Raw genomic sequence first — 12,109 nt, forward strand, 5'->3', positions numbered from 1 at the left:
GCATGACCGATTTTTCCATCGTAGTGCCCACTCTCAACGAAGCTGAGAATATTGATGCACTCGTCACCCGCCTCCTAGCTCTGGATCTTTCTCCCGGGTCCTTTGAAATCATCTTTGTGGATGATGGTTCCTCCGACGGCACACCGGAGAAAGTACGAAATTGGGGCAAACAATCCTGTGTCCGCCTGATCGAACGACGTGAAAAACCCGATTTAACCGGCTCGATTTTGGCGGGTGTTGCTGCAGCCGGTAGTGATGTCATTGTCGTTATGGATGCGGATCTTAGCCATCCACCCGAACAATTGCCGGACATTGTCACACCGGTGTTGAACCGCTCTTTCGATGTTGCCATCGGCAGCCGCTATATTGCAGGCGGAAAAACCGAAAATTGGCCGTTATATCGTCAACTGCTGTCACGCATTGGCGGTTTGATTGCTCGCCCCATTTGCGATGTCAATGACGCGACCTCCGGCTTTTTTGCATTCCGGCGCGAACTGGCGGATAACATTTCAAACCATGCGCGTGGTTACAAGATCTTGCTGGAACTGTTGATGGCCAATCAAGGGAAAATCAGGGTCACGGAAATTCCAATCTGCTTCAGCGACCGCACGCATGGTGCATCGAAATTATCGTTTTCGCATCAGCAGGCGTACATACAGCGTTTGATTACATTAGCCGGCGGCACCGCCTCGCTCAACACGGCGGGGCGATTTGCAGTGGTAGGTCTGTTTGGCGTGATCATCGACGCCTTGATTTTCCAATGGATGATGAGCCGTGACGCCGGACTTGCGATGTCGCACTTTGTCAGTTTCTTTGTCGCCGCAACCACCAATTACGCATTCAATTCCAAGTGGTCTTTCCGGGATCATCACGCGGGTTATTTACACTGGCATCAATTCGGCCGTTTCCTGACGGTCGGTTTTCTGGCTTTATTGCTGCGTGGCGGTGTCTTGGCATTGCTGGTTTATGTCTTTCAGGTTCCACCCGCACTGGCAATTTTTCCGGCGATTGCCGCTACCGCTGTCGTGAATTATCTCGGTTCCGCTTTTTATGTCTTCCCGGATCAAAAGCATCCGCCATCCCTCGATATCCAGTGGCGTACGGCAGCTATTGGCATTGTTCTATTTGCAGTATTGCTGCGTCTGGTTTATTTCGGCCTGGCCCAGCTAATCCCGGATGAAACCTACTATTGGCAATACGCGCAGCACATGGATCTCAGTTTTTACGACCACCCGCCCATGGTCGCTTGGCTGATCTGGATGGGTACATCAATCTTGGGACACAACGAATTCGGCGTTCGAATCGGCGCGCTGCTCAGCGGCTTGATCGCAATGGGTTATTTGTATGCCATGGCGCTGAATTTATATGACAAATCCACTGCGATGCGCACCATGCTGTTGCTGGTCATATTACCGCTGGGATTCGGCTCGGGTTTTCTGATGATTCCGGATGCGCCGTTAGTCGCGGCGTGGGCGGCTACCCTCTATTACATGGAACGCGCATTGGTTGCAGGGCAACGTTCCGCTTGGCTCGGCATGGGGATTGCTTTTGGTCTCGGACTGTTATCCAAGTATACCTTGGGGCTATTAGGAATTGCCGCGCTGATATACGTGATGATCGATCCAACCGCGCGCCGCTGGATGTTACGTCCTCATCCTTATTTAGCTTCGCTGCTGGCGCTGCTGCTATTTTCACCGGTAATACTGTGGAATTATGAAAATGATTGGGCCTCGTTTGCTTTTCAATCCAACCGGGTGTTGACGGACCGCTATCAGTTTGCCGTTCATCAGTTATTTCTTCACATCATCGTATTATTAACACCCATCGGCTTTGCCGCTGCGGCGTTCGCGTTGTTTTCAATCAAGAAGCCAATCGATCAACCGTTGGAACGCAGACAACACCTATTTGTGCAAATTTTCACCGGCGTTCCTCTGATCATCTTCATCATTGCAAGCCTATCGGATGCACCACGCTTTCACTGGACCGGCCCTATCTGGCTGGCAATTTTACCCACCCTCGCCTGGATGATCGGCCATAGCGAGCAGCTTGGAACACTCGGCAAGCGCATACTGAAAGGCTGGCGGCTCACGGCCGTTAGCTGCATTCTTGTTTACGCATTTGTATTGCATTATGTCGTATTGGGAATACCCGGCATTCCCTATCATCTGTTCACCGAGCATTATTTCTGGCGGGAAACGGCCGATGAAATCCAACAGATTGCAGCGGATGTCAGGAATCAAACCGGTAAAGAACCGGTCATTGTTGGTATGAGCAAATGGTCTGTGGCCAGTGCGCTGGCATTTTACACCCATGGAGAGTCGGTATTGGATATCCGCTCACGCAATATGTTTGGCGATAGCGGTGCCATGTATGAATACTGGTTGCCTTCACAAGCACCGGTGGATCGCCCGGTCATCCAGGTTGGCATGAAACGCCGGCACCTGGAAAAAACCAGGCAGGGCACCGATCTCAAACCTATGCTGATACAACCCGGATCGATTGAGTATCGCGTGATAGAACGCTATGGCACGCCAGTAAGACGAGTCTACTACCGGATTTCGGAAGGATTCAGCGGCATAACGCCGGAAAACTAAGCAATCAAAAGTTACTTGATCGCATAATCGGCCATCTGCCAGCTATTTTCCACAGTTTTAGCCAGCGTGACTGTCTCCATCGCCAATCCTTTTTCAGCGAATGTCGTATAAAACTGCAGCACGACATATTCGCCATCGGGAAATCCGGAGATTGATTTGGTCGCCCCTGCGGTAGCCAAATACCGGGCAGTCATTGCACCACGGGGGGTTCTGATGCCAGAAATCGATTTTACCCATTCCGTTTCGGAGTTTTTTGTTTTAAACAAAGCCGATGCTGTTTCCCAGCTTTCTTTGTATTTTCCATCATCCACCAACTCAAACCAGGACCGCGCAGCACTTTCCACCGCTTTTAAGATTTCGCTGTCATCCGCTTGCGCAAAGCTACTGCAAACAAGTAACAGCATAAGCATGAACCATTTTTTCATTATTAAACTTATATGGACACCTCCCGGTTTGGCAAGCAATATTTCGTGTTTTGGTAAAAAGGAAATCGGCTGCAGTCTTATATCCGGCCTTATTGCAGATTGGATTTCTGTCTGCGGGCCCTAATGGAATTCGCCAAGAACGCCCTCATCTCCTCGTCGTGCTCGAAGCACTGGTAAAAATTCAGGTTTACGTTCTTGCGGTCCGACCTGTTTCGCCATCACACGGATTTATCTACCTGCGCAACCTATCAGCATTCCACTCCTTTTCAGTGGTTGTTCTTTGTTATGTGAGCACTTGGCTCACATAACCCTTTTGGTACTCTCGATCATGCGCTAAAATCGCCCACGCCGTTCGCGCCATCTTGTTGGCCATCGCAACAATGGCCACATTCGTCGGGCGCCTCTGGAGCAGTGCTTCACTCCACGCGCCTTTATCTTTGGCGTTGAACATGACGGCCCTGGTGCCATGGATCAGCAAGGTGCGTAAATACGTGTCGCCCCGTTTGCTGATACCTAACAGCTTGATCTTGCCGCCCGTGCCGCTCTGCCTTGGAACAAGCCCCACAAAGGCAGCAAATTCCCGCCCAGATTTAAAGCTATCTGCTTCACCCATCGTGGCGACAAGGGCAGTTGCCGTCAGCATTCCCACACTGGGGATCTCAGCAATCTTCCTGCATGCAGCCTGCTGTTTCTGCCAATCTTTGATTCTGCGTTCAATGTTCTTCACGTCCGCTTCGATTTCATCGAGCCGATTCAATTGCTCCTTGACTGCTTCAAACAGCACACCAGGTACGATTCCTTCCAGTTCAGTCATGCGCTGCTGTATTTCTGACAGACCTGCTTGTCTGCCGCCCTTCAACGTAACACCAAATTCGTAGAGTAAGCCGCGCAGCTGGTTCACTTGCATGGTACGGAACTTGATTAGCGATAATCTCATCCGGTGCAGTGCCAGCAGCGCTTGTTGATCTTCTGTTTTACCCGCAACCATGCGCATCCCCGGTTGCCGTACCGCCGTCCAGATTGCCTTGGCATCCGCCGCATCGGTCTTATTGCCTTGCACAAAGGGCCGGACAAACTTGGCGTGAATCAGTTTAACCTCATGTCCCAGTGCCATCAGTTTGCGTCGCCACCAGTGCGCGCTTCCGCATGCCTCAATTGCAATCAGCCCAGCTTCACGTTGCGCAAAAAATTCCAGCAATTCCTGCTTGCTAAACTTGCGGTTGTGTATCTCGCCGCTCTCGTGTGTCACCCAGCACAGTTGAAAAACTCGCTTTGCGATATCCAACCCATAGGTTGTAAAATTCATTTCAGCCCCTCCATCCGTTTGTGGAAAGATTCTATTATCTCCACCTTGGCACGTAGATGCCGTCAGGTCCGCGAGGGGCTCTAACTCAATTTCTATTGCTTACCCCGACTCCCCGGTGGGGAGGGAGGCGTCCATGCCATCTCCTCAATTATCAAACCCTCATTTGCGTATTACTCAGATGATCACTGCGCATGGGGAAAAATATTTCCAATGATCCAGATTGAAGCAATTCCGAGCAAAATTAAAGTCACTTGCTGGATGGTCGCATGAATTTCCGGGCGTTTATGCAATCCTGGGATTAAGTCAGACATCGCTACGTAGATCATACTGGCGGTGGCAATCGCCAGTAGCGGTTGTACCAGGAAACTCATATTATGCAAAGTAAAGTAGGCCAGAACGCCGCCAACCAGTGTTGCAAAACTGGAAAATAAGTTCAGTAGAAACGCTTTATGGCGCGTGTAGCCAGAATTTAGCAAAATGATAAAATCCCCGGCTTCTTGGGGAATCTCATGCGCGATGATGGCAATCGAAGTTACGATGCCTAATTGCACGTCGACCATAAAAGCAGCCGCAATCAGTATTCCATCAACGAAATTATGAAAGGTATCGCCGACAATCACCATCATTCCGCTGCGGCCGTGATCGTGCTGATGGTAATGCGGTGCTGACGCTGCTAATGCATGGTCATGCGAAGGATCATGCGCCTCGCAATTTTCCAGATGACAGTGCCGCCATAACACCAGCTTCTCTAAAATAAAAAAAGCCAGAATACCAAACAGCACCGTCATAGATACTTGCACGGGATTATCGGAGTGCTCAAGCGCCTCCGGCAGAGTATTCAAGAAAGCGGCTCCCAGCAATGCGCCAATCGCATAGGACACCAGCAAGGATAACCAGGATATCCTGGCATTGAGCGCCAACACAGCGGCAAACAATATACTCAACACCCCGCCCAGCAGGCTGGCGGTGATGATCCAGGTAAGCGTCGACATAAAACTAATCGAAAAGGAAAGGCGGGATTATACGCTGTTGCAGCTAACTGGATAGAATCACATGTTAATAAATTTCATTCAAGCCAGATCAACGCTGCCATCCGCCCGGTTTCGCCATCGCGACGGTAAGAATAAAATCGGGCGGGGTCGCTATAGGTACAGACTCCCCCGCCATAAATTTTTGTTACGCCGCAATTGCTGAGCCGCTGCCGCGCCAATAAAAAAATGTCTGCAAGCCACTTTGCCTGGCCATTAGAGTGCTTGGGTTGAAAAGCTTGTTGCGCGCGATCATCATGCTGCACGAATGCCGCATAAACCTCCGCGCCGACTTCAAAATGATCCGGACCAATAGCTGGCCCCAGCCACGCCATTAACCGACATGGATCCATTTGCATCGCTTCGACGGTATTCTCGATGATGCCACCGGCCAAACCGCGCCAACCGGCATGCGCAATACCCACCCCCGTTCCAGCCTGATCACACAGCAATACCGGCAAGCAATCGGCCACCATCACTGCGCACACTGTTTGCTGCCGACGGCTGAAAGCAGCATCTGCCTCGGGAATCTCCGCTGCAGCATGTTCAATTTGAACCGGCTGCGCGCCATGCACTTGGTTTAGCCATTTCGGTTCCTGCGGCAAATGATGGCGCAATAAAGCCCGGTTCTGCGTTACATTTTCCGGTTTGTCATTCACATGCGCACCGAGATTCAATGATGTATACATTCCGTGCGCACCGCTACTGACGCCACCGTTACGCGTGGTAAACAACGCTCTGACGTTGTCCGGCGCCGGCCAATCGGGAACAATCCAATCGTTGGTTGTGATCACCTGCATATCCCTAAATAAAATTTGAAAATTTTGACCCGGTTCACAAAATTTCCGCTGCCTCTGAAAAAACTTCCAATCCCAATTCAACCTTTAACCGGATATTTCTGAGTTAAAATATGAAGGATAAGAAGTAACAATCAAACTCAATGCACTTGCACTGATCCGTTATCTCCTTAATAACCCTAAATTGACCATAACAAGCCCGTAATAGGTGTAATCGATGAATTATATAAAGAACTACCTTTTGATAATACTGAAATCTTTAGCTCGCACCATCGTAACCATAGCGATAATCATACCCTTGGCGCATGCCGCAACCGAAGACGAAACCGAATTCCTTAAAGCTGCATTTTCGGGAAAAACCGAGACCATCACGCAGTTTCTGGAAAAAGGCATTAATGTCAATTATCAAAACGAAATGGGATTCACTGCATTGATCGTTGCTTCGCAATTCGGTCATAGCGAGATCGTAAAAAAATTGCTGGAAAGCAATGCTGACGTCAATCACAAGAATGCAGGCGGCGTAACGGCACTGACCATTGCTACCAAAAACGGCCATGCGGATATTGTTGAAATGCTCTTAGCCAAGGGCGCTGATATCAATGCCCAAACCACCGATGGCATTACCCCGTTGATGCTGGCCATCCAAAAAGGACGGGATGCCATCGTCGATACCTTGCTGGATAAAGGCGCCGACATTCATCTGCACACCCAGGAAAAACTCACGGCTTTGATCATCGCCGCCATGGAAGGCAAAGGTTCTATCGTCGAGAAGCTGCTGGCAAAAGGCGCAAAAGTTGATGATCAAGCATCGGACAATACCACGGCACTCTATATGGCCGCGCGGAATGGCCATACCGCAATCGTTGAAACCCTGTTAGCAAAGAATGCAGCCGCGGATATAGTAGCCGTCGACAATACTACGCCATTATTTATCGCAGCTCAAAATGGTCATAGCGACATCGTGAATGCACTACTGGCAAAGAACGTCAAGGTTGATGCGCAAGATCAAAATAGTGCCACACCATTGACTTTGGCGGCTCTGATGGGACACAGCGAAATCGTAAAAACACTCATCAAGCACGGCGCCGCCATAGATCACAAAGCCACGAATGGATTCACTCCATTAATTCTAGCCGCACAGAACGGCCATACGCCGGTCATCGAAATTTTATTGGAAAACGGTGCAAAAATTGATTTGCAAAACGAAGACGGCGTAACCGCACTCATGTGGGCAGGCTTGCATGATCACACTGATGCGGTCAAATTGCTCTTGGCAAAAGGCGCGGACACTTCGATCAAAAGTAAAACCGGGAAAACCGCGGCAGAAATTGCAAAAGATCCCGCAATTGTCGAGTTGCTGCAAGCCGCTAAAAAATAATCACGGATACTTGTATGAATTCGATGCCTGAGCACTCGCCACCTGAAAAATGCCAAGTGTTCGCGCATCGCGGCGCCAATCGTGAAGCCATGGAAAACACCCGCAGCGCTTTCGACAAAGCGCTGCGCTATGCCATCGACGGTATCGAAACCGATGTGCAGTTAAGCCGCGATGACGTGACTGTGCTTTGGCATGACCGTTTTCTCGACAAAATCGGATTGAACGGCAAGCACATCGACGATTTTGATTATCAGCAACTGCGCGCACTGATTAATCCCGATTCCGGTAGTGAAAGTATCATGACGCTAGCGGATTTTTTGCGCGAGTACCGGCAGCGTTGCCGGTTACTGATCGAAATCAAGAATCGCGATTGGGAACCGGTTTCGCGTCATCATAGCAAAATGCGGCAAACGCTCGATTTAATCGGTAACGATCCTGATCGGCACATGCTGATATCGTCGTTCAATCTCGCAAGTCTGGAATATGCGCATCAATACCGTACAGATTTTCCGCTGATCTACAATTTTGAAACCGGTCAAACTATCGATGATGCGCTCAGGCTATTGACTTCACACGAATTTCTGCACGGCTTCTGCTTGCCGATCGATACTGCTGATCAAGCCATCGTCGATTTATTGCACGATCATGGCAAATGTGCCGGTGTCTACACCTGTAACAGCGATGCCGAGATTACTAAAGCACTGGAGCTGGGCGTGGATATCCTGATCAGCGACGTACCGCAGCAAGCATTGATATTGCGCGATCGATGAAACGTGACTTCGCCGCATTAGGACAGCAGAAATTCGATCTTTTGATTTGCGGTGGCGGTATTTACGGTGCCTGGACTGCGTATGACGCGGCATTGCGCGGACTGAAAGTCGCCATCGTCGAGCAAAGCGATTGGGCCAGCGCGACTTCTTCCGCTTCGTCCAAATTGATCCACGGCGGTTTGCGTTATCTGGAAACGTACGATTTCAAGCTGGTCAGCAAATCGCTCCAGGAACGTACCCGGCTGTTGCGCATTGCGCCGCACCGTGTTTGGCCGTTACGCTTCGGCGTACCGGTCTTTGCCCGGCAACGAATCAACCGGTTACAACTGAAATTGGGGTTGTCGCTATACGATTATCTAGCGGACGATACCGATCCATCCATGCGGCATCGATATTTCAATCCCGAGCAATTCAGCGCGCATTTTCCTGCAATCAAGCAAAATCAACTGAAAGGTGGGTTCACCTACGCCGACGCGCAAACCGACGATGCTCGCCTGGTACTGGAATTGATCGCCGGTGCGCAAGCGGTTGGCGCTTGTTGCATCAACTATTGCCAGTTGTTGCAAATCCTGGAAGCAGAAGGCAAGGCTAGCGGCGCAATCGTTCGCGACCAATTGACCGGTCACGAACTCCCGATTCATGCCCGCAAAATCGTGTTCACCACCGGTTTGTGGTTAGCCAAAGAATCACCGAGCCGGGATTGGTGCCGGCTGGCCAAAGGCGTGCATCTGATCATGCCTTCCATACTCGACACCGATGCGCTGTTATTGACGGCACCTGCCGATGGCCGGGTGTTTTTCATGATTCCATGGTACGGTTTGACCTTGCTCGGAACCACCGATACCGATCTCAACGCCGATACCGAACAGGTTGCGGTTGAAACCAGCGATATTGATTATTTGCTTGCTGCTGCCAATCACTATCTAAGAGTTCCCTGGACTCGTCGCGATATCATCGGTAGTTTCGCCGGTGTGCGGGTTTTTAAACAACCGTCGCAATCGGCTTCAAGCGAATCACCGTCCGCGTTGAGTCGAGACTGGGAATTAAAAACCGCTCCGAACGGCGCGCATTACGCCATTGGCGGTAAAATCACTTCCTCGCGGCAAGACGCTGCCCGCATCGTGGATACCATCTGTACACAACTGGGCATCGCCGCTGTTTGTGTCACCCAGGAAAAACCGTCACCATGGGCACCGCCTGGCGCTTTCGCAGCATGGCATTCACAAATGACAATGCAGGCAACACAGCTTGGAGTCGATGCTGCCAGCATACATTGGCTGCTACGCCGTCACGGCATCAAGGCGACAGCAATCCTGCAACAAATCCAAACAAATGCGCAACTCGCACAGCGCATTGTACCGACCTTGCCATTCATTCTCGCCGACCTGCTGCACTGCGCAGCCACCGAAATGGTCGTTCATCTGGATGACTTGCTGCGCCGCCGTTTGCCGTTGCTAATTCTGACTAAGCTTAGCGAAGAACAGCTCAACCAAATCGCTCGGTTGGTTGCCAGTCCTTTAGGGTGGGACGAAGTACGCATCGCGCAAGAAATATCCCGTTGCAGCAACTTCCGGAACATAGAATGATTGCTGCGGTCGCTTTGGATTTAGGCACTACTTCCATCAAAGCAGCTTTGATGGATTCCTGCGGAAATCTCTCTTCCATCGTTTCCCGCTCGGCGCCGGTTATCAATGGACAACAGGGTCGCTATGAAAGCGATGCCTTGCAATATGCTGAGTCAGCCGATGCAGCGCTCGCACTGTGTCTTTCGGAAACCGCTTCGAAACCGCCGTTAGGCTTATGCAGTCAGCGCTCATCTTTTTTGATTTGGGATAGAACCACCGGTCAACCAGTAACACCGTTGATTTCGTGGCAAGATGACCGTGGAGCCAGTTGTTGCGACCGTTTGCACGCATCGGCCGGCACGATTCAATCAATGACCGGCCTTCGGCTAACACCCTATTACTTCGCTCCAAAACTCAGTGTGTTATTGCAGCAGAACCCGTTATGGCGCGAGAAACTCATCGAAAGTGAATGGCAAGTCGGAACGTTGGATACCTTTCTGATTTGGCGCTGGACACACAAGCAACATTTCATCACCGATGTTTCAATGGCGGCGCGAACGCTATTGATGGATATTCACCAGCAGCAATGGTCTGAGGATTTATGCCAGTTATTTGATGTCCCACGCTCGGTTTTACCGGAAATTCAACCTTCAACCGGCTTCAATCTGCCATTGAGCAATGGATTGACATTGCAAGCCAGTGTCGGCGATCAATCCGCGGCATTATTCGCCAGCCTGGCGGATAACCGCAGTGAAGCATTGGTCAATCTTGGAACGGGCGGATTTGTCATCCGCTCGCTTAAAAGCGGTGAATCGGCATTTAACGGTTACCTGCAAACGCTGGTCTGTCGAACCGGTCAGCCAGCGCATTTTGCCATCGAAGGAACGCTTAATTCGATTGCCGCAGCACTCGCGCCTTATCCGGTGAAATCGTGCACCTTGCAAGATCTTGCAACCAGCGATATTTATTGTTTGGCCGAGCCCAGTGGCTTGGGCGCACCTTATTTCCGCAATGACTGGGGGCTCTATTTTTCTCAAGCAATCACCCATTTGAACCAGCAGCAAGTTGCTTCACTGTTACTCGAAGCGATTATTTTCAGGGTAACGCGCATCGTCGAAGAATTTCATCAGCATGCACCTTTGTCGGGGGTATTGTTATCCGGCGGCTTATCCGAATCGCCCTGCCTTCAACAGGGCATCGCTCAGTGTAGCTCAGTGCCGGTTTTCCACTTGCAGCAAAAGGAAGCCAGTTTGCAGGGCGCCGCCATGCTGGCTGCTGGATTTACGGTTATCAACCGCACGGCGAGGAAAAAAATAATGATCGAACAAGCCAATCCCAAGCTCAACGAAAAATACTTGCACTGGAAACAGTGGTTGGATGTTCTGCTGAAAATCCCTCGCAGTTGACATGAAAAATCTAGCCTTACAAATAATCAATCCTGTAAAATTCGCACCGCGAATATCGGTTCACTGGAATGATTCTTTTCGAACCAAGATTAAATGCATCATCGCATGATATTGAATGATTGGGTAACGATGTATGTTGTTACCGCTGAGAATCAACATCTTAAATTATAAAAAGGAAATCTTATGGCAAATATACCCGGTTATACCTACGGCACTGCTGCCGTTGCAAAATCTCCCGTTTCCATGGACGATTTTGCCAAACTCAAACAAGCATCGCTATTTGGCGATGACGATGTGCGTTACTTGAAAATGTCGCATGACGTGCTGAAAGATCAAGTCGAGCAAATTCTCGATGTATGGTACGGATTCGTCGGTTCAACCCCGTTCCTGCTCCACTACTTTACCAATGCCTCCGACGGCCAACCGAATATGGATTACCTCGGTGGTGTCCGTAAACGTTTCGGCCAATGGATTCTGGATACCGCCAACGCTGATTACAATCAAGATTGGTTGAATTATCAACACGAGATCGGCTTACGCCATCACAGCACAAAGAAAAACACCACCGACAATGTAAAAGCGGTGCCGATTATTCACGTGCATTACATTTTTGCATTGTTGATCCCGATCACCACCACATTGCGCCCGTTCCTGGAGAAAGGCGGCCATTCGCGCGACGATGTCGACCGTATGCAAGACGCATGGCGCAAATCGGTGCTGATGCAGGTGATTCTGTGGTCACAACCGTATATCAAATCGGGCGAGTTCTAAACTTACGCTGGAGAGCGGCACGCCCGCTCTCCACCAAAATTCGCACCTCACACCATTTTTTGCAGCATC

General features: G+C 50.3%; 10 protein-coding genes. 6 read left to right on the plus strand and 4 right to left on the minus strand.

Annotated elements, in window-relative coordinates:
* Positions 1 to 2: 2 nt before the first annotated feature.
* Positions 3 to 2,594 carry a glycosyltransferase family 39 protein gene (locus tag ACV7NC_RS06295; RefSeq protein ID WP_458154662.1) on the plus strand — a complete coding sequence of 864 codons (2,592 nt, stop codon included), beginning with the start codon at positions 3 to 5 and terminating at the stop codon, positions 2,592 to 2,594.
* Between the two features lie 11 nt (positions 2,595 to 2,605).
* Here ACV7NC_RS06295 and ACV7NC_RS06300 read toward each other — a convergent pair whose 3' ends face one another.
* From ACV7NC_RS06300 to pgeF, 4 genes are all read right to left on the minus strand, one after another.
* Positions 2,606 to 3,058, minus strand: coding sequence for a DUF4019 domain-containing protein (locus ACV7NC_RS06300; protein WP_458154663.1), 453 nt, complete (start codon positions 3,056 to 3,058; stop codon positions 2,606 to 2,608).
* A 244-nt stretch (positions 3,059 to 3,302) separates the two neighbouring features.
* Positions 3,303 to 4,325 (minus strand): IS110 family RNA-guided transposase, encoded by a 1,023-nt coding sequence (locus ACV7NC_RS06305; RefSeq protein ID WP_458152745.1) that lies wholly within the window; start codon positions 4,323 to 4,325, stop codon positions 3,303 to 3,305.
* Positions 4,326 to 4,507: 182 nt separating this feature from the next.
* Positions 4,508 to 5,317, minus strand: coding sequence for a ZIP family metal transporter (locus tag ACV7NC_RS06310; protein WP_458154664.1), 810 nt, complete (start codon positions 5,315 to 5,317; stop codon positions 4,508 to 4,510).
* Positions 5,318 to 5,391: 74 nt separating this feature from the next.
* On the minus strand, positions 5,392 to 6,153 hold the full coding sequence (gene pgeF / locus ACV7NC_RS06315) for a peptidoglycan editing factor PgeF (protein ID WP_458154666.1): 762 nt from the start codon (positions 6,151 to 6,153) through the stop codon (positions 5,392 to 5,394).
* Between the two features lie 238 nt (positions 6,154 to 6,391).
* Here pgeF and ACV7NC_RS06320 point away from each other — a divergent pair, with 238 nt between their 5' ends.
* The 5 genes from ACV7NC_RS06320 to ACV7NC_RS06340 all read left to right on the plus strand — a co-directional run bounded on the left by ACV7NC_RS06320 (position 6,392) and on the right by ACV7NC_RS06340 (position 12,040).
* On the plus strand, positions 6,392 to 7,528 hold the full coding sequence (locus ACV7NC_RS06320; protein WP_458154668.1) for an ankyrin repeat domain-containing protein: 1,137 nt from the start codon (positions 6,392 to 6,394) through the stop codon (positions 7,526 to 7,528).
* A 14-nt stretch (positions 7,529 to 7,542) separates the two neighbouring features.
* Positions 7,543 to 8,298 (plus strand): glycerophosphodiester phosphodiesterase, encoded by a 756-nt coding sequence (locus tag ACV7NC_RS06325; RefSeq protein WP_458154669.1) that lies wholly within the window; start codon positions 7,543 to 7,545, stop codon positions 8,296 to 8,298.
* Positions 8,295 to 9,884: an FAD-dependent oxidoreductase gene (locus ACV7NC_RS06330; protein ID WP_458154670.1), complete on the plus strand. Its 1,590-nt coding sequence runs from the start codon at positions 8,295 to 8,297 to the stop codon at positions 9,882 to 9,884. The genes ACV7NC_RS06325 and ACV7NC_RS06330 overlap by 4 nt, the downstream gene beginning before the upstream one ends.
* The gene (locus tag ACV7NC_RS06335) at positions 9,881 to 11,269 is read left to right on the plus strand and encodes an FGGY family carbohydrate kinase (protein ID WP_458154671.1); all 1,389 of its coding nucleotides are present in this window, start codon (positions 9,881 to 9,883) and stop codon (positions 11,267 to 11,269) included. Before ACV7NC_RS06330 ends, ACV7NC_RS06335 begins: the two co-directional genes overlap by 4 nt.
* 183 nt (positions 11,270 to 11,452) lie before the next feature.
* Positions 11,453 to 12,040: a protoglobin domain-containing protein gene (locus tag ACV7NC_RS06340; RefSeq protein WP_292924014.1), complete on the plus strand. Its 588-nt coding sequence runs from the start codon at positions 11,453 to 11,455 to the stop codon at positions 12,038 to 12,040.
* Positions 12,041 to 12,109 lie beyond the last annotated feature (69 nt).

The sequence above is a fragment of the Nitrosomonas limosa genome (assembly GCF_054188085.1).

Coding starts and splice junctions, on each gene's coding strand:
- ACV7NC_RS06295 (WP_458154662.1), top strand. CDS start 3: ATGACCGATTTTTCCATCGTAGTGCCCACTCTCAACGAAGCTGAGAAT.
- ACV7NC_RS06305 (WP_458152745.1), bottom strand. CDS start 4,325: ATGAATTTTACAACCTATGGGTTGGATATCGCAAAGCGAGTTTTTCAA.
- ACV7NC_RS06310 (WP_458154664.1), bottom strand. CDS start 5,317: ATGTCGACGCTTACCTGGATCATCACCGCCAGCCTGCTGGGCGGGGTG.
- pgeF (WP_458154666.1), bottom strand. CDS start 6,153: ATGCAGGTGATCACAACCAACGATTGGATTGTTCCCGATTGGCCGGCG.
- ACV7NC_RS06325 (WP_458154669.1), top strand. CDS start 7,543: ATGAATTCGATGCCTGAGCACTCGCCACCTGAAAAATGCCAAGTGTTC.
- ACV7NC_RS06330 (WP_458154670.1), top strand. CDS start 8,295: ATGAAACGTGACTTCGCCGCATTAGGACAGCAGAAATTCGATCTTTTG.
- ACV7NC_RS06335 (WP_458154671.1), top strand. CDS start 9,881: ATGATTGCTGCGGTCGCTTTGGATTTAGGCACTACTTCCATCAAAGCA.
- ACV7NC_RS06340 (WP_292924014.1), top strand. CDS start 11,453: ATGGCAAATATACCCGGTTATACCTACGGCACTGCTGCCGTTGCAAAA.